Origin of the sequence: Mycobacterium paraintracellulare, assembly GCF_000276825.1 — a bacterium.
GTDB lineage: Bacteria > Actinomycetota > Actinomycetes > Mycobacteriales > Mycobacteriaceae > Mycobacterium > Mycobacterium intracellulare.
Map to the genome: position 1 here is coordinate 2,994,817 of NC_016948.1, position 17,669 is coordinate 3,012,485.

18 protein-coding genes are annotated in these 17,669 nt (G+C 65.5%); 2 read left to right on the forward strand and 16 right to left on the reverse strand.

The window, feature by feature from the left end; all coding sequences use genetic code 11:
- Positions 1-26 precede the first annotated feature (26 nt).
- From OCQ_RS13780 to OCQ_RS13825, 10 genes are read right to left on the reverse strand one after another with little or no spacing between them, the layout of a single operon-like run.
- Entirely contained in the window at positions 27-200 is a 174-nt protein-coding gene (locus OCQ_RS13780; protein WP_014384930.1) for an NAD(P)-binding domain-containing protein, read from the reverse strand.
- 9 nt (positions 201-209) lie between these two features.
- Positions 210-1,166 carry an alpha/beta hydrolase gene (locus OCQ_RS13785; RefSeq protein WP_232065603.1) on the reverse strand — a complete coding sequence of 319 codons (957 nt, stop codon included), beginning with the start codon at positions 1,164-1,166 and terminating at the stop codon, positions 210-212.
- Positions 1,167-1,189: 23 nt separating this feature from the next.
- Positions 1,190-2,023, reverse strand: coding sequence for a hypothetical protein (locus tag OCQ_RS13790; protein ID WP_014384932.1), 834 nt, complete (start codon positions 2,021-2,023; stop codon positions 1,190-1,192).
- Positions 2,024-2,065: 42 nt separating this feature from the next.
- Positions 2,066-2,515 carry a VOC family protein gene (locus OCQ_RS13795; RefSeq protein WP_139826533.1) on the reverse strand — a complete coding sequence of 150 codons (450 nt, stop codon included), beginning with the start codon at positions 2,513-2,515 and terminating at the stop codon, positions 2,066-2,068.
- Positions 2,516-2,532: 17 nt separating this feature from the next.
- The gene (locus OCQ_RS13800; protein WP_014384934.1) at positions 2,533-3,993 is read right to left on the reverse strand and encodes an aldehyde dehydrogenase family protein; all 1,461 of its coding nucleotides are present in this window, start codon (positions 3,991-3,993) and stop codon (positions 2,533-2,535) included.
- A 24-nt stretch (positions 3,994-4,017) separates the two neighbouring features.
- Entirely contained in the window at positions 4,018-4,833 is an 816-nt protein-coding gene (locus OCQ_RS13805; protein ID WP_014384935.1) for a mycofactocin-coupled SDR family oxidoreductase, read from the reverse strand.
- 19 nt (positions 4,834-4,852) lie between these two features.
- On the reverse strand, positions 4,853-5,062 hold the full coding sequence (locus OCQ_RS13810) for a hypothetical protein (RefSeq protein WP_014384936.1): 210 nt from the start codon (positions 5,060-5,062) through the stop codon (positions 4,853-4,855).
- A 13-nt stretch (positions 5,063-5,075) separates the two neighbouring features.
- Positions 5,076-5,519, reverse strand: a complete 444-nt coding sequence (locus OCQ_RS13815; RefSeq protein WP_014384937.1) for a Zn-ribbon domain-containing OB-fold protein — start codon at positions 5,517-5,519, stop codon at positions 5,076-5,078.
- Positions 5,516-6,715, reverse strand: coding sequence for a thiolase C-terminal domain-containing protein (locus OCQ_RS13820; protein ID WP_014384938.1), 1,200 nt, complete (start codon positions 6,713-6,715; stop codon positions 5,516-5,518). Before OCQ_RS13820 ends, OCQ_RS13815 begins: the two co-directional genes overlap by 4 nt.
- A gap of 4 nt (positions 6,716-6,719) precedes the next feature.
- Positions 6,720-7,856, reverse strand: a complete 1,137-nt coding sequence (locus OCQ_RS13825; protein WP_014384939.1) for an amidohydrolase family protein — start codon at positions 7,854-7,856, stop codon at positions 6,720-6,722.
- Positions 7,857-7,997: 141 nt separating this feature from the next.
- Here OCQ_RS13825 and OCQ_RS13830 point away from each other — a divergent pair, with 141 nt between their 5' ends.
- The gene (locus OCQ_RS13830) at positions 7,998-8,681 is read left to right on the forward strand and encodes a TetR/AcrR family transcriptional regulator (RefSeq protein WP_014384940.1); all 684 of its coding nucleotides are present in this window, start codon (positions 7,998-8,000) and stop codon (positions 8,679-8,681) included.
- A gap of 4 nt (positions 8,682-8,685) precedes the next feature.
- Here the strand turns inward: OCQ_RS13830 and OCQ_RS13835 are convergent, their stop codons facing one another.
- A complete protein-coding gene (locus OCQ_RS13835; RefSeq protein WP_041785002.1) occupies positions 8,686-11,142 on the reverse strand; it encodes a CaiB/BaiF CoA transferase family protein in 2,457 nt (818 codons plus the stop codon).
- Positions 11,143-11,307: 165 nt separating this feature from the next.
- Between OCQ_RS13835 and OCQ_RS13840 the strand changes: the two genes are divergently transcribed.
- On the forward strand, positions 11,308-11,904 hold the full coding sequence (locus tag OCQ_RS13840) for a PaaI family thioesterase (protein WP_080588065.1): 597 nt from the start codon (positions 11,308-11,310) through the stop codon (positions 11,902-11,904).
- Between the two features lie 9 nt (positions 11,905-11,913).
- Here OCQ_RS13840 and OCQ_RS13845 read toward each other — a convergent pair whose 3' ends face one another.
- The 5 genes from OCQ_RS13845 to OCQ_RS13865 are packed head-to-tail and all read right to left on the reverse strand — an operon-like array spanning position 11,914 to position 17,611.
- The gene (locus tag OCQ_RS13845) at positions 11,914-12,729 is read right to left on the reverse strand and encodes a mycofactocin-coupled SDR family oxidoreductase (protein WP_014384943.1); all 816 of its coding nucleotides are present in this window, start codon (positions 12,727-12,729) and stop codon (positions 11,914-11,916) included.
- An 8-nt stretch (positions 12,730-12,737) separates the two neighbouring features.
- A complete protein-coding gene (locus OCQ_RS13850) occupies positions 12,738-14,240 on the reverse strand; it encodes a class I adenylate-forming enzyme family protein (RefSeq protein WP_014384944.1) in 1,503 nt (500 codons plus the stop codon).
- Positions 14,241-15,401: an acetyl-CoA acetyltransferase gene (locus tag OCQ_RS13855; protein WP_014384945.1), complete on the reverse strand. Its 1,161-nt coding sequence runs from the start codon at positions 15,399-15,401 to the stop codon at positions 14,241-14,243.
- Positions 15,398-16,426, reverse strand: coding sequence for an acyl-CoA dehydrogenase family protein (locus OCQ_RS13860; RefSeq protein WP_014384946.1), 1,029 nt, complete (start codon positions 16,424-16,426; stop codon positions 15,398-15,400). Before OCQ_RS13860 ends, OCQ_RS13855 begins: the two co-directional genes overlap by 4 nt.
- Positions 16,427-16,438: 12 nt before the next feature.
- Complete coding sequence (locus tag OCQ_RS13865; protein WP_014384947.1) at positions 16,439-17,611, reverse strand: acyl-CoA dehydrogenase family protein; 1,173 nt, start codon at positions 17,609-17,611, stop codon at positions 16,439-16,441.
- Positions 17,612-17,669 lie beyond the last annotated feature (58 nt).

Genomic DNA, 17,669 nt, shown 5'->3' on the forward strand with positions numbered 1-17,669 from the left:
GAGGATCGTGACCGCAATCCCGGCCCCTATCGGGCCAGATCGGCCACCGAATCGGCCACGGCTGCGCCATGCGACACCACCCGGTCCCGCACCTCACGGCGGCGGGTGTGCACGAGCACGGGGTGACCGGCATCGATCAAACGAGACACCCTCGGCTCTCCGAGTTGCCCTGCGCCAATGAAACCGATGACCTCGGTCATGCGGCGCTCCTACCGGTTGGAGGATCGGACGACGGTCGGTACCCACGCCGCGATGCGGTCCCATAGCAGGGCACGGTGACTCGCGAAGTTGTGGCAGTGGCCGGACTTCGGGACCAGGTGCAGGGTGACGTCGGGAGCGGCGGAGTAGTTGGCTGGCTCGGCATAAGGATTCGGCGATACATCAGTCGTTGCGCCGAACGCCAAAAAGACAGGTACATCAACACTTGAGGTGTAATCCTCGACGAATCCCGGGGTGGTGACCTCGGCGGCGGCCCGCAGCGGAACGCGACTCTGTACGGCGGTGTCGGCGTCGACCACTTCGCGCGGGACCTCCCCCGCGTAGAACAAATCAGCTAGGTAATCGCGGGGCGCGACGGTGTGACTGTCTGTGGGCTCGGCACCAGTGAGTTGGCACGACGCCTCGATCGTTTGCTGGATGCGTTGCTCGAGTTCGGCTGCATCAGAGGTCTTTTCGTATACGTTGGTGATCTGCACGCCGTAGCCCAGAAGCACGACGGCGTCATACGGGTGGGCCGTGGCCTGCACCATTGTGGTCAAGCAGGCGCCCATCGAATGCCCGACACCTACCAGCGGCGCATCAGTCAGCGGGACGCCGTCGAGCAAGGTGCCGCGGCTCAGCCGATTTCGGACCTGTCGCGCCACTTCGGCGTCGCCGGCGGCAAGCAACCGCAATCCCAGAGGACCCGAAGCAACAGGGTCGCTGCTTGCGCCGATGCCGAGGTGATCGACGGCGATCACGATGAAGCCGGAATCGGCAAGGTGCTGACCGAAGCTATACCCGCGATGGCCGTCGATGTCGATGTGCCAATAGTGCTTGTCATAGGTACCACCGGCGAGACATAGAAGCACCGCTCGCGCATCGGCAGGGCGGTCGGGAAGGAACGCCCATGCCGCCTGCGTCAACTGCTCACCGGTGCCCACTCCTGCCGTGACGTCGAACGTCAACGGAACTGGCGCGTCAGCCATGATCAGTGCGGCGGGACGCTGGTCGCAGGTTCGGGTGCCGTGTCGTTGCGCGGAATCGACACTGCTCCGAAGGACAAGCCCTTCTCCGCAATCGCAACGCACCCATACGTGACGACGCAACACAGCGCGATGGTTCCTGCGCCGCCAAGCCATCGGCCCGACGTCGTCCAATCCGAATGCAGGCCGAGGACCACTGGTGACGTCACGCCGCCGAGAACCGCGCCGTACGAGATCGTCGGGATCACCAACAACCACAGCCACTTCCAGCCCTGCATCCGGGGCACCAAGAGGTAGAGAATCACTGCACCGACGATCGAACCGGTCGCGTCGGCGAAGGCGAACCACACATTTACTCCGCCGAACATGAACGGTTGGTCGCCGTAAAACCCGCTGATCCCAAGCCAGCCTGCCGTGGCGGTCGCCAGCGCGTCGATAACGACCACGATTCCGAACAGACCCCAGATCTGTCGTCTGCTCACCCTGCGCTGGAACAGCCGCCACAGAATGTAAGACGTCCCACCGAAGAACCAGGCATAGCCAATCACGGTGAACAAGGGCACGGTTCGCTCATATGTGTTGAACAATCCGAGCGCGTTGTCCGGCGGATACCAGTACTCGAGGGTGTTGTCGTAGACCGGTTCGACCACGATGGCCGATATGGCGATGCCAACGAAGAGCAACGGCAGGATGGGTCCCCTCCGGCGTTCGCCTGAGAACCACCACCACACCAGCAACGCCACCACAATGACGGCGGCTGCGGCGGTGAAACCCACCGACGAGCCGGTGGGAGGGCTGAGCTCGGTGGGCATTGGGATGTAGTCGGCAGGCAAGATCATGACAGCCCCCTCCAGCGCATTTCGATCCCCCGCGTCATGACGTCAGTCCTTCTTCAAAACTCGGCAAAACTCCATCTTGTTGCCGTCGAGGTCGTAGAACCACAGGAACTCAGCATTGCGACCCGCACGGACGCCGTCGGCATCGGCCGGGAACCCATCCACGGTCTCATCTCTGAAAAGCGCGCCGCGACTCTCGATTTGGTGGCGAAGCGGTCCGAGTGGTCTTCGCGTCATGAAGACAAGAGTGGGCGGATGTGATTCGTGGTCGCAATCGCCGTGGTCGGCTCCCGTTTCGCTCAGGAACACCTTCATGCCCGCAAGAAGAAACACGGCGAAGGACGTGCCGACGCCGTCGAGGCTTGTGTCGGTGCCGCGGTGGACGGGCCGGGTCCCGAAAACACTGGAATACCAACGCACTGACGCGTCCAGGTCGCGCACGTGCAGGGTTAGCGAAGCGCTGGCGTGGTCGAGGACGTCTTCGTCGGAGGCCACCTGACCAGTCGCCGCCGTCACGCCATGCTCACGGTCTTGAAATGCAGGAACTCCTCGAGGCCCGCTCGGCCACCTTCCTTGCCCATCCCACTGATGCCGATGCCGCCGAACGGGCGCGTGCAACCGAGGTTAGGGGCGCCGTTGATAAGCACCTCGCCCGTGTCGAGTTCCTCGGCCACCCGGTGCGCGCGGCGCAGATTGTTTGTGAAGACGTAGCCCGACAGACCGTACGGGGTGCCGTTCGCGATCTCGATCGCATGCTCCTCGTCGTCGAACGGGATCATCGAGAGCACTGGCCCGAACACTTCGGTCTGCGCCAGCTCCGATTGCGGGTCCACGTCGGCGAGGATGGTGGGCTCGAGGAAGTACCCGTCGGCGAACTCACCGCCCAGGCGTCCGCCGCCAATTACCAGGCGCGCGCCGTCCGCGATGGCCCGCTCGACCATTCCCGAGATCCGGTTCAGCGCCTGCTGACTGACGACCGGTCCGGAGATCGTGTCGGCCTCGAACGGATGGCCCACCTTCAAGAAACCGGCGATCGTTTTCACCCGCTCGATGACCTCGTCGTAGATCGATCGCTCGACGATCATTCGAGTGGGGAAGGCGCAGCCCTGCCCGCTGAGTATTCCGACCGACATCATCGTTCCGATTCCGCATGCGGTGTCGAGGTCTGCGTCGGCGAATACGATGTTGCCCGACTTTCCACCAAGTTCCATCACCGCCGGCTTGATCTGATCGGCGCAGGACCGCAAAATCTTTCGCGCCGTCTCGGGTCCGCCGGTGAAACTGATCTTCTTCACCAACGGGTGTTCGACAAGCGCTGCGCCTGCTTCGGCCCCACCGGGCACGACGTTGATGACGCCGGCGGGAATCCCGGCATCTGCGGCGACGTCGGCGAAGAGCCCCGCGGTGAAGGGCGTCAACTCCGACGGCTTGATGACGACGGTGTTTCCTGCCGCGATTGCCGCAGGAACTTTCATCGCCAACGAGATCAGCGGGCCATTCCACGTGATGATCGCACCGATGACGCCCCATGGCTGCGCCAGCGTGTAGCTGAACTCGCCGTCCGCCCGCAGCGTCGCGGTCACCTCACTGCTGAGCTTGTCTGCCCACCCGGCGTAGTAGCGGGTCCACTCGACCGCCACGGGGAGCATGACCGACGAGGTCGCGATCGGTGTGCCGTTGTCCAGCGCGGCCATTCGCGCGAAGTCCTCCGAGCGCGCTTCGATGAGATCGGCGAGGCGCATCAGCAGCTGCCGACGGTCTGCGGGTTTGGTGCGGCGCCAGTTCAGATATGCCGCGTGCGCCACCCGCACGGCCCGGTCAACCTCGGACGGCCCGGCCATTGGGACGTCGGCGTCTGGCCGACCGGTCGTGGGATCGATGTGCTGACGCACACCGCCCGAGCCGGTGGATAACCGTTCGGCACCGATGCGCAATTCGACTTTGGGACGCTCTACGTCAACGGAACTCGTCATTGTCGATTACTTCCTCTCGGGCGGTCAGCGGACGGCGAAGCCGGCGTCAAGCGGCCAAGCAGTGCCGGTGATGAACTTGGCTTCGTCAGAGACCAGGAAGGCCACCGCGTTCGCGATGTCCTCGGGCATCAGGATCTGAATCGGTAACGCGTTCTGCATCGTCGACAGCGCGGGGTCGTTTGCTTCGAACATCGCCGCCATCGCGTCGTTCATCACCATCCCCGTGGCCACGCCCGTCGGATGAATCGTGTTGACGCGAATGGAATACTGCGCCAATTCGTTTGCCCACACTTGCATCAAGCCCACGAGTCCGCGCTTGGCTGCTGTGTAGGCCTGCCCTCCCACCCTGTCGGTGCCGGTGCCCTTGAGTCCGGCACTCGACGAGGTGATCACGATCGACCCACCGCGCCCCCCTTCGACCAGTGCGGGGGTGGCGGCCTCCACGGTGTTCCAGACGCCGATCAGGTTGACATCGACGATGTCGCGGAACGCCTTTCGCCGGTCTCCACCGGCGCCGAGCCGGATGACTCCGGCGTTCGCGATGACGATGTCGAGTCGACCGAATTCGCCGAGACCATCTGCGACGACCTGCTCGACGGCATCGGCATCACGCACGTCGGCCTGACGCGCGACGATGCGCCTGCCCTCCTTCTCGACGAGCTCGACGGTCTCGTCCAAGTCTTCCGGGCTGGCGTTGGGGTAGTCGATGGAATCGATGTCACGGCAGATGTCCAGCGCCACGATGTCCGCGCCGTCCGCGGCCAGTCGCACCGCGTGAGCGCGGCCCTGACCACGCGCTGCACCGGTGATGAAGACAACTTTGCCGTCGAGACTACCCATGCGTTCGGCTCCTCAGAAACTAGTCGGTCGCGCTAGCTGTGTGAATCCTCGCCTGGCGCAGGCCTTCCTGCGGGTCATCGACATTCACGTCCCACTCGCCGCACGAGCACGTGCACCGGAAGTGACCGTTCACGGGGAGAATGGCCTGGCCGTCGCAGTCTCCGCCGGTATTGGCGATGCTGGTGAGAAACTCCAGCGGCTTCTCATGAAGCGCACTGTCGTCGGACATGGCGTTCCACTCCTTAATCGGTTTGAGCGACACGGAAGATCGGCAGTAGCCAACCGTCCGCGATGGGTGAGAAGTCCACGCGCAGCGACATGCCGATGGAGACGTCGGCTGGTGCGACGTCAACGACATTGGACACCAGCCGGGCTCCAGGCGCGTCGGGCAGGTCGAGGACGGCAGGCACCAACAGCAAGTCCGGCATGCCGGGAAACCCGTGCACCACCGCAAAGCTGTACACCGTTGCCACACCACTGAGCTCGACCCAATTCACTTCCTTGGACTGGCAATTGGGGCAGAACGGTGTCGGGGGCAGCCGGAACGTCTGACACTCCGCGCACTGCGGCGCGACGAGGCGACGCTCCTTCGCGGCCTGCCAGAAAGGCTCGGTGTCTTTGTTGACCGCAATCCGGACGTGCTCGCCGGGGATGGTGGTGGCCAGAATTGCTGCCGCGGTGCTCACGCTGCCTTCCCCAGAATGAGGCCGCTGACCGGCAAGCTCGCAGGACCGCCTGTGACCAAAGCCAATTCGGCGTCCTTCACTTGATTGATGGCCGTACCGCGCATCTGCTCGACCCCCTCCAGGATGTGAGTCATTCCGATGATGTAGGCCTCAGACAGTTGTCCGCCGTGGGTGTTGACCGGGATGCTGCCGCCGTCGAACCGGATGGCTCCACTCTCGACGAACGCGCCACCTTCGCCCTTGCCGCAGAACCCGTAGTCCTCGAGCTGCATCAGCACCATCGGCGAGAAGTGGTCGTACAAGAGCGCCACGTCGATATCGGCGGCCCCGGCGCCGGCCTGCTCATAGAGTCGCTTGGCGATGGGCGCGTTGCCGGAGGACGCGAAGTATTCGTCCGGCATCCCCATCCACGCGAACGCTCTGCCCCAATCGCGCACACCGCCGTGCGCGGCGGCGACCACGGGTACCGGCGGCTGCTTGAGGTCCTTGGCCCGATCCATACTGGTGGTGATCACCGCGACGGCGCCGTCGGTTTCCTGGCAGAAGTCGTAGAGACACAAGGGCTCTGCGATCATCCTGGCGTTGAAGTAGTCCTCCAACGTCAGTGGCTGGCGGTGCATGGCCTTCGGTCGGTTCAACGCGTTGGTCCGCGTCGACATTGCGATCTCCGCGAAGGCTTCGCGGCGGGTGCCATACAGGTGCATGTGCCGGCGGGCCAGGACGGACATCAGCTGGCCCGGTCCGAAAAGGCCCGACGGCTGCAGGAACGAGTTGATCGGATCCGGGTCCATCGCTGAGAACACCGACCCCAGGCGCTGCTTAGCCTGCTGCAACGCCATCACCGTGACCACCACCGAGGCGTCACCCGCCACGATCGCGGCACGCGCCAACCCGATTGCCCCCGCCGAACCACCTCCGCCGGACGTCAGCGCCGCGGTGAACCGAACTTCGGGAATGCCAAGGGTTTCCACGAAATCAGCGGTGTCCATCTTCTCGGTGTAGCCTGCGCTAGCACCCGAGTAATAGGCGAAACCGTCGATGTCGGTGACCGGAACACCGCCATCCTCGCAGGCGGCCAGGATGGCTTCACCGGCCAACTCGGTGATCGACTTGGGCAGCGAGCCGCCACGCTTGTAGTAGGGCGTGGCGCCAACGCCGACGATGGCGACATCGCGTAGGCCCGACGTATTCGACATGCGCTCAGAACTTCTCGGCCGGGATCGGCGGCACGTCGGGGAACAGTTCATAGAAAGTGCCCTGGGTGATCCGTAGCCTAGTCTCGTCGCTCACGCCGTCGAAGAGGCCCTTGAGGGTGTCCTGCGTGTGACCGAAGGTTCCCTCCATGTGCGGGTAGTCGCTGCCGAACATCACGTTCTTGTAGCCCATGTGGTCGAAGGCGGCCACGGCAGTTTCGTCATGCTGGAACGACGCGTAGACCTGGCTGTAGAGGATCTCCTTGGGGCTGCGGGAAAGCTTGGGCCGTACCGCCATATGGTGCTGGCGGTATCCCTCGAGCATCCGGTCGCCAAGGAACGGCACCCACGTGGCTCCACCTTCGGAGATGAGCACCTTCAGATCGGGATGGCGATCCAGGGCCCCGGAGGCGACCATCTTCATCGCCGCGCGCTGCCCCGAGAAGGTCGTCTCCGCATAGTTCAGCACTGCCCCACCCGGTCCGCGGTAGACCATGCCCGCACCACCGCTGGCGCCGCCGACCGTCATGTCCACGGGGTCGGTGCCGATGTGAAAGGCGATCACCATGCGGGCTTCCTCGGCGGCGGCCCAGAATGGCTCCCATTCCTTTCGGTGCCAGTCGGGGGCGCTCGGGTGCGGTGTGGTCGGCAGGAAGACCGCCTTGAAGCCCTGTCCCGCGGCCCAGTGCAACTCCTCGATCGCGTCCTCGACAACCAGCGTCGACACCTGCGCGGTCACCACGTAGCGCGGCGACACGGCGCAGATCTCCTCGAGCGCCCATTCGTTGCTGGCGCGCATGCACGCCTTGAGCAGTTCGGGGGTGCGGAACGTCGAACCCCACATTCCCAGCGAGGGGAAGATCACCTCACCCCAGACGCCTTCCTTATCCAGGTCCCCGATGCGGGCCTTGGCATCGCGGATGCCTTGCGGCTTCATGCTCTCCTCGAAGAAGGCCGTCATCGCCGACGACGGGAGCTTGCGCCGGAAGATCTGCCCGTCGACAAAGACGGTCTCGTACTCCCCGTCGGGATCCTTCTCCGCGCGCGGCGTCAGGTCGGCGAGTCGTTTGGGCAACCGCGATTGCCACAGGTCGTCGGGTTCCAGAAAGTGAGAGTCTCCCGAGTTCGTCCAGATCATGCTCATTCGTCCTCCAAGGGTCCGAGCCGCTGCTGCTGATGATGCCAGCCAGGGGGCAGGAAAGTCCAGCATTTTTAATGCTTGTCCATTATTATCTCGACATCGGCGTGGCCAGCGGTAGAACTGTGACGGACGGGAGGAACCGCGATGAGCGAACTGAGCGCCGATTCGCAGGCGGCCACGCGGCGTCGCAACGCCTCGGGTGAATCCACGCGCGTGATGCTCATGGAGGTCGCCGAACGGCTATTCGCCACGCGTGGCATCGAGGCGGTGACGTTGCGGGAGATCCAGCAAGCTGCAGGACAGTCCAACACCTCCGTGATCAGGTACCACTTCGGCTCTCGCGACGGCCTCATCCGCGCGCTCGTCTCCTACCGCCAGGCCTCGCTCGGAGCCGATCGACAGCGGATGCTCGCGACTATGCGCGAGCAGGGCAAGGAGGCGGATCCCCGCGCCGTGGTGTGGCTGCTGGTGCGGCCGCTCGCCAACAGCATCGCCGCGGGCGAGATGTTCGTGCCGTTCCTGGCTCGGCTCAGTGAGGATCCCCGGGCGCGCAGCGACTATTGGCCGGATCACGTCGACGACGAGTGGACCCAGGAGCAGCTGGAGGAGTTGGTCGACGCCGCGCTGCAGGACCTGCCCGAGCGGATCAGGCGCGGACGGACGTTCCAGCTGTACATCAGCTTGATCAACGTGCTGGCTGCGTCCGCCCGATCCGGGCACGGAGTCAGCGAGGCGCAGCTGCACAACTATGTGGACACCTGGGTGGGCATGCTGACCGCACCGGTGTCATACGAAACCCGTGCGCTGATCGCCGCCGACGACTCCTGACGGTCTAGCTGCCGCCGCCGATCACCGCGTTCTCCCGCAGGGCGCCGATCGCGTTCTCGTCGAGTCCGAGTTCGCGCAGTACTGCGTCCGTGTGCTGACCGATCGTGCAGCCCGCATCCGCCCGTGTCCGCGATCGCGAGAACCGACACAACGGCGCTAGACGACGGTGCTCCTCGAAGATGGGGCTGACCGCCTCCACCGCGTAGCCGGCCTCGAAGTACGGGTCAGTCTGAAGCACCAGTTCTGAGTTCGCCTCCACCACCTCGACGCATCCGACGTCCTGCGCGGTCAGTTCGTGTTCCCACTCCAACTTGGTCTTGGTGGCGAACACCGGTGTCAGCGCAGCGATCAGGTCGTCGTCGTGAGCCGCGCGGGCGTCGGCGTCGGCGAATCGCTCGTCGGTGTGCAGCTCGACGTAGGGTGACATGGCCTTGGCCAACGCAGGCCATTCGCGCGGCAGCGGTGCGGCGAGGAAGACGTAGCCGTCGGCCGCGCGGTACATCCGGTAGAGCGCATTCATTCCGAAGAACTGGTCATCGGCGGCACGTTCCGCCGGACGCGACGCGTAGCTCGCGTTGTACGGAATCATCGCCTGCTGGACGGTGCCGAGCATGGTGGTGACCACGTTCGTCAGCTTCATGCCGCGGCGCTTGGCGTACAACGCGACGAGTAGCGCTGAACCGACGCCGTGCGCCGCGATGCCGTCGGACTGCACCGCGGGGACGGTGCCGCCCGCGTGAAGCTGGACTGCCCGTCGGTGAAGGTCGTCCACGTCAGCAGGTGGGTCACCCGAATCGTGGCTGTCGATCAGCGAAAGGCCCGACGCCGCGCCGACCGACGGTGCGTAAGCCGCGCGGTGCGCGAACGGGCCGTCGAGCCCGTAGCCGGAGGTAGTCACAAAGGCCAGGTCGGGGTTGACCGCCCGCAGCGACGCCTCGTCGATCTTCGCCCGCTCGGCAGCCTTCCCGCGGAAGCACTGAAGCACGATGTCGGACCGCTTCGCGAGTTCGTACACCAGGTCGAGCCCCTCCGGCTTGGTGAAGTCGATGGCGACACTCTCCTTGCCCTGCAGTACCTTTCCCCCGCCGGCCTCCGGGAACGCGACCAGACTCCTTATGTTGTCCCCTTCGAGCGGCTCGACCTTGATCACGCGCGCACCCAGGTCGGCCAACAGCGTGGCGCCGTACGGGCCCGCGAACATGCTGCCGAACTCCAGCACCGTCACACCGTTAAGCGGCGGGCGATCCGCAGCGACGCCGTTGATCGTCGTGGCTTCCACCGGATCCGCGACGATCGGTGCATCGTTGTGCTCACCGAGTCGTGGGGCGGGCCGCAGCTCGGTCAGCGGCCTGCCCTCTGCGTGAATGAGGGTCGACGGCTGGCGCACCGGCCCGAACTCGGGGTCGGTCACGGTGACGGCACGGCCTTCGTGTGCGGTTTGAGGATGGTCCAGCGACTCCTCAGGAGTCCGGAACAGCTCCCCGCTGAGGTCGAGGTTCTCCGCCATGGCCTGCTGCCACTCGGCGAGCGTGCGGCCCCGCACCCGCTCGATCATCATGTCCCACCACTCGGTGCGGAGTTCGGGAGTTGGGAGCATGGGGAAGCCCTGCCACTTCGGATCCGCGAGTTCTCCCAGCAGATCCAGTTCCTTGAGCCACGCACCGATCAGCTTGGGTGACACCTGGGCGAACTGCAGCCATCGGCCGTCCTTGGTCGGACACACCAGCAGCGCGTAAATGAGGTACGCCTGCGGCCTGCCCTGGTCGTCATAGGCGGCATCCATCGGCTCGTATGCGCCCGGATAGCGTTCGAGCACCATCTCGTAGAACCAGTTGTACGGATCCATCGAACCCATTCCGGTCACCAGGTTGGTCTCGACGACCTGACCCAGCCCGCTGGTCTCCCGCTCGATCAACGCCGCGAGCACTCCCTGAACGGCGGCGTGCGCCGCGCCCCAGGACGCATAGGAGAAGGTGACGAAGGCCGGACCCGGTCGCGGGGTGAGGCCGCGCTTCTCGTGCATGACGCCGGTCTTGGCCATCACCAGCGCCTCCCAGCCCTTGTAATCCCGGAACGGACCTGTCGAGCCCCATCCGGTGATTGTTGCCACCACGAGTCGCGGGTACCGCCGCGACAGTGCGTCGTGGGTGAGACCCAACCGCTCGGCGGTTGTGGGCCGCATAGTGTTCACCATGACGTCGGCGCGCTGCAGCAGCGCCCGCAGCCGGTCGAGATCGGCGTCGTCATGCACGTCCAGTGTCACGCTGCGCTTACCACGCAGCAGAGCGGGCCAGCTCGCGAGGCCGCGCAGCGGACTGCCGTCGGGCGGCTCGACCATTATCACCTCGGCGCCGCAGTCGGCGAGGAACTGCGTCGCCTGCGCGCCGGGCAGTGTCGTGGATAGGTCGACCACCACTAGGCCGGCCAGTGGACCAGCCGATCCCGTTCCGACTTCCGGCATTTTCGCTCCTACGGTGTGCGGGCAGTTTCGTTCGCGACGTGTTGTGACGCACGCCACGCCAGCATCGCAGCGCCTAAGATTAATGTCAATGCATTAGTCTTGAAAAATGACAAACCGAGGAGCACCGTGACCGAGCAGCCCGTCGAGCGTGGTGGTTTCCCGCAGATGCGGTCCTGGCAGGAACCGACTGTCCGCAGCCCGGGCGGTGGCCCGGAGTACGGCGACATGATCGCCGCGTTGCGGGACTTCCTCGACGACGTGGCCGCCGCCGCTCCGGACACAGCGACCATCGAGGCTTTGACCAAAGACCTGAAGAGTTGGGCCGACAGACTGTCCCCCGACGCCGTTCCGGAGCGTAGGCAGATATTCGCCAGAAGACTCGACCTCCCCGGTCACGGTCAGACCATGGCGCCCAGCATCACGATCACAGCGGGAGATCACGACGGCGTGTCCGGCACCGTCACGTTCGGCCGTTACTTCCTTGGTGGTGGTGGCGCCGCCCACGGCGGCGCCATTCCGCTGCTCTTCGACGAGGTGTTGGGTCAGCTCGCCAACTCCGGGGATCGGGAGCCTTCGCGAACCGCGTACCTGCACACCGACTACCGGTCGATCACACCCATCGGGAAGGAACTCACGGTACGCGGGTGGTTCGTCAGCGAGCAGGGACGCAAACGGATCCTGCGCGCGGAGCTGTGTCACGGCGACACCCTCTGCGCAGAAGCCGAGGGATTGTTCATCGTGCTGCGCCCTGATCAACCCTGAGCACCTGTTTCAGCGGACCGTGAATCCGGCGTCCAGCGGCCAGGCCACCCCGGTGATGAACTTCGCCTCGTCGGAGACCAGCCAGGCCACCGCGCCGGCAATGTCCTCGGGCATCAAGATCTGAATGGGCAACGCGTTCTGCATGGCTTCGATGGCAGTGTCGCCAGACTCGAGCAGCTTGCCCATGGTCTCGTTCATCACCATGCCGGTCGCTACGCCAGTGGGGTGAATCGTGTTCACCCGAATCCAGTGCTGCGCGAACTCGTTCGCCCACACCTGCATGAGTCCGACGAGACCGCGCTTGGCGGCGGTGTACGCCTGCCCGCCGACCCGGTCGGTGCCAATGCCCTTGAGGCCTGCGCTGGAACTCGTCAGGACTATGGACCCGCCGCGGCCGCCGTCGATAAGCGCGGGCAGCGCCGCCTCGACCGTGTTCCACACCCCGACCAGGTTCACGTCGACGATGTCTCGGAAGATCTGGCGGCGGTCCCCGTCGCCGCCGAGGCGGATGATGCCCGCGTTGGCGATCACGATGTCCAGCCTGCCGAATTCACGGATGCCGTCGTCGACGGCCTGCTGCAGCGCGTCGGCGTCGCGGACATCGGCCTGGCGAGCGACGATTCGTCTGCCCTCGTTCTCGACGAGCTTGATGGTTTCGTCGAGCTCGTCGGGCGTGGCGTTGGGGTAGTCCATCGAATCGATGTCGCGGCAGATGTCCACCGCAACGATGTCGGCGCCTTCGGAGGCGAGCCGAACCGCGTGTGCGCGGCCCTGACCCCGCGCCGCGCCGGTGATGAACGCTACCCGTCCGTCGTGTCTACCCATTGTCGGTCCTATCCTCTTGTCGGTTGTCGACGTTGAATGTCGCTGTCGCGCTGAATGATCAGTTCACTCAGGGCTATCCGGTCCGGCTTGAGCATCGCCGTCAAGGGCAGCTCGTCGACGATGAGCAGTTCGTCGGGCGCCTTGTAGTCCGCCAGTTCGCTGGTGACGTGTTCGCGAAGCTCGGACAGGGTCGGTGGGGCGGCGCCGTCCGCGGGGACCACGCATGCGACGCCGATCTCGCCGATCACCGGTGCGGAACGGCCAACCACAGCAACTTGTTTCACGCCGGGATGCCCGGCGATCGTCCGCTCGACCTCGCCGGGATGGATGTTGTATCCGCCCCGGATGTACATGTCGCCGCTGCGTCCGACGAGGGTGAGGTTCCCGTCCTCGCCGAGCACGCCGACGTCACCGGTGCGCAGCCATCCGTCCCGCAGCACTTCGGCGGTTAGCTCCGGGTTGCGCCAGTAGCCGCGCATCACGCAGGGTCCGTTCACCTCGACCACTCCATCGGAGCCGATGCGGACATCCATTCCCGTGGCGGGCCGCCCCACGGTACGGAACTGCACTTCGGGGGGATCGGTCGGTTCGGTGCCGCAGATGGTCGGACACTCGGTCATCGCATATCGCACCACGAGCGAAACTCCGACGCGCTCGGCGACCCGGTGTACCAAGTCGGGGGGCGCCGGCGCCGTGGCCGCGATCCCTAACCGTAAGTGCGGCAACGTATCTGCGCTCACGTCGTCGACCTCGAGCAGTTTGGCCCACTGCGTTGGAACGGCACCTGCCACGGTGACCCGTTCAGCGCGCAGGACGTCGAACATGCCCTGCGCCGACCACGGCGTCGGCGGTACCACCAGGGTGCTGCCCCACACCAGCTGGTCCCAGAGCTTGAACATGTAACCGGCGTGGGCGAACGGGGTGGATGTCAGGCGACGGTCGTATGGCGCGCTCATGACGCCGGCCGCCGCCGCACCCGCTGCCAGCCGGTCGGCGTCGTACACCGCACCCTTCGGCGTCCCCGTAGTCCCGCTGGTGAAGACGAGGGCGACCGGATCCCGTCTGCTCAAGTCCACAGCAGGGGGTGCCGATCGTGAGGTAGCTGTATCTAGCGACGCCCTTGACAGCATCCGGCGCCCCCCATCGGGTAGCGCACCGCAACTGCCGTCAGCGACGATCAACCTGGGATCAGCCTGCTGCAGAATGGATTCGAGCTCACGCCAGCCCAGCCGCGGATTCAGTCCGGTGGTGATCGCACCGATCATCGCCGCCGCGGCGTAGCACGTCGCATAGTCGATGCCCGAGGGCAGCCACAGCGCCACCACGTCGCCCTTGGCCACTCCAATTTCGACGAACTGGGCGGCAATGGCTCTTGCCCGATCGATCCACTCCGCGAACGTGATTCGCGCTCCCGGCTCGACGTAGGCCTCGACATCCGCGTGAGCGGCGGCCGCGAACTCCAACATCGACCGTATGTCGGCGACGTCGGAACTCAGCGGTGCGCGTGCCACCTACGGCTCCTCGGCGCCGAGAATCATTGTGGCACTGGAACAGAACCATCCGCCGGTTCCGCTGACGCAGGCAATGCGGGCGTCGGGGACCTGGCGCGGTCCGCATTCACCACGCAGCTGGCGTGCCGCCTCGACCAACAGGAAGAGACCTCGCTGGCCTGGGTGGCAGGCCGAGAGCCCGCCACCATCGGTGTTCGTGGGGAGCTGGCCGCCGAGACGCAATGCGCCCTGCTCGACGAACGCGCCGCCCTCCCCCTTCTGACAGAAGCCGAGATCCTCGAGTGTGAGCAGCAGCATGTAGGTGAACGCATCGTAGAGTTCGGCGACGTCAACGTCCGAGGGTGAGACGCCTGCCCGCGCGAAGGCCAGCGGTCCGCTGACCGACGCCGGGCCGACGGTCAGGTCGTCCCACTGGGAGGTGAGCATGTGCGAGGTGGTCTCGCCCGAGCCAAGCACCCAGACCGGTTTGTTTCGTAGGTCTTTGGCGCGTTCCGCGCTGACCAGCACGACGGCCGCTCCCCCGTCGCTGCGGATGCAGCAGTGCAGCTTCGTGAACGGGTCGGCGATCATCGGGCCCGCGAGCACGTCGTCGACGGTGATGGGGTCCCGGTAATACGCCTCGGGGTTGTCAGCCGCGTTGAACCGCGCCGACACCGCGACCTCGGCGAGTTGCTCGATGGTGGTGCCATAGACGTGCATGTGCCGGCGCGCGGCCATCGCGTACTTGGAAATCAGGGTGTGCCCGTATGGCGCCTCCCATTGCAGTGGTCCGCGCGCACCCCAGTTGATGTTGGCGCCCCGCAAGCCCTTTCGCAGATCAGCCCGCGCAGTCGATCCGTACGTCAGGAGCACCACATCGGCATGCCCGGCGGCAATCGCGTCCGCCGCGTGCGCGGCCATCACCTCCCATGATGCGCCGCCGACCGCCGTCGAGTCGATCCAACGTGACCGCAGGCCGAGATACTCACCGATATCGACCGGGGGCAGCGTGCCCTGACTGGTGGACGCCAGGCCGTCAATGTCCGCCGGCGTCAGCCCGGCGTCGGCCAATGCCCGGCGGCTGGCCTGAGCGATGAGCTCGTAGGGTCCCTTGTCGTCGACCCGCCCAACGTCCGACAGGGCGACACCCGCGATGGCGGTGTTTCTTGAGGCGCCGCTCACTGAGCGCGGTCCTGGGCGAGCAGCTCCGCAAGCACATCGGTGGGCTCGGCGAAGAGGTGCCGAATTACGTGGGCACGCTTGAGATAGAGGTGCATGTTGTTCTCGAAGGTGTAGCCCATCCCGCCGAACACCTGAATGCCCGCAGCCGCGTTGTCGACTGCGGCCGAGCCGGCCACCGTCGCGGCGGACAGCACCTGCAGCAGCGCATCCGTGCGTCCCTCGGCCAGGGCGATCCCCGCGAAGAACGTCTGCGCCTGCGCCGCCTCCGCGGCGATCTCCATGTCGACGCACGCATGCTTGATGGCCTGGTGCACGCCGATGGGCTTACCGAACTGCTCGCGGGTCTTGGCGTGCTCCGTCGCGGCGGCAGCCGCGGCCGCCGCCAAGCCCGTGAGATAGGCAGCCGCAAGCACCGTGGCACGCGCCCAGATCCATTCGTCCCGTGCCGGCAACCAGTGTAGGGGTTCCGCGGACTCGACTGTGGCGGAGGCCATTCGAGTTCCCGGATCCGCCGCGACCACCGGCGTCAGCGCGCCAAACGACTCGATGTTTACCAATGCAGCGCCATCGCGGGCCACAATCAACGCGTACGAGGCCCCCGCCGGCTCGAACAGGTCGAAGGTGCCCTTAACAGGTTGCGCCCCGCCGTCGCCACGAAGGACCGCAAGCGCCACCGTCGCATTGCCTGCCCCTATCCGCTCCGCCAGCGCTGCGTCCCCGCAGCGGGCCGCGACCCGGGCGGCGAGTGTGCCCGCGAGGAACGGACCGGGTGCCAGCCGCCTGCCGAGTTCGATGAACAGCAAGACTTCGTCGTCGAAGGGCCTCCCCGAGCCGCCCGACTCCTCATCGAGTCCGAGCGTGAGCAGTCCGAGCTCGGCGCATTCTCGCCAAAGCGCTTCGGGCACAGCCGCTTCAGTGTGACGGTTGGTGCGGATATGTTCCACGGGCAGCCGCTCGGCAAGGAATTCTCCCGCCGCCGCCACGATTTCGAGTTGCTCAGGTCCTGGAAGCAGATCCACGGTCATCTCCTGTCTGGGTCACCTGGGCAGCCCCAGCACACGTTCGCCGACGATATTGCGCTGAATCTCAGACGTGCCGCCCCCGATGGCCTGCGAGAAGCTGTAGTAGTAGTAACCGACCCACCCGTCGACGTCCCACCGCGAAGAGTGCCGAAGGGATTCGGGACCGACGATGTCCAACGCCAACTTGCCGATCTCCTTGGCCAATTCGGCGTACATCAGCTTGACGATCGACCCGCGCGGCCCCGGCGTCTCCGTTTTCATCGCCTCGCAGATGTTGGTGTAGGTAAGTGCCCGCAGCGACGCAACCGAGGCGCGCGCCCTGGCCAGCCGACGCGCAATCTCATCATCGGCAATGGCGGGTCTGCGCCCGTCAGGGCCGACGTGGTCACGGGCGTAGTCGATGAGGTCCTCGATGATCTTCGCCAGCCGAACCTGGTTGGCGGTGAACGCGGTGCCGCGTTCGAAGGACAGCGTGGCCATCGCCACCGACCAACCCTCCCCGACGTCGCCGACGACGTTGGACAGCGGGATGCGGACGTCGTCGTAGAACACCTCGCAGAACTCAGAACCGCCCTCGATCGTCTCGATGGGTCGGATGTCGATGCCCGGTGTGCTCATGTCACAGATCACCCAGGTGATGCCCTTGTGCTTACTGCCGGTGTTGTCGGTGCGCACCAACAACTCCTGGTAGTCGGCGACGGTCGCGAAGCTGGTCCACAGCTTCTGGCCCGACACCACCAGGTGCTCTCCGTCGATGACGGCTTTGGTCCGCAGAGCCGCCAGATCCGATCCGGCATCGGGCTCGGAGAACCCCTGACACCAGATCACCTCGCCGCGAAGGATCTTCGGTAAGTGGAACGACTTCTGCTCGTCGGTCGCCCTGGTGATCAGAGTCGGTCCGGCATGCGAGTTCCCCACGAAGCATGCATCGATTCCCGGAAAACCCCGAGCCGCGTACTCCTCGTACCAGATCAGCTGCTGCATCAGAGACAGGCCCTGGCCGCCGTACGCCTCCGGCCAGGCAATGCCCGCCCAGCCGCCCTGCCACTGAGTGTGCTGCCAAGCCAGGTCGTACTCGCGGATGCCTGCGTCGTCGCGGGGCCGGGGCTCGGTCGGCTTGTGCTCGTCGAGCCACGTTCGGACCCGATCGCGGAACTCGAGCTGGTCAGCCGTGAAGTCGAGATCCATGGTACCCAACTATAGGTGACACAACAGTCAGAAACAAAGGTCTTGCACTCGATCAATG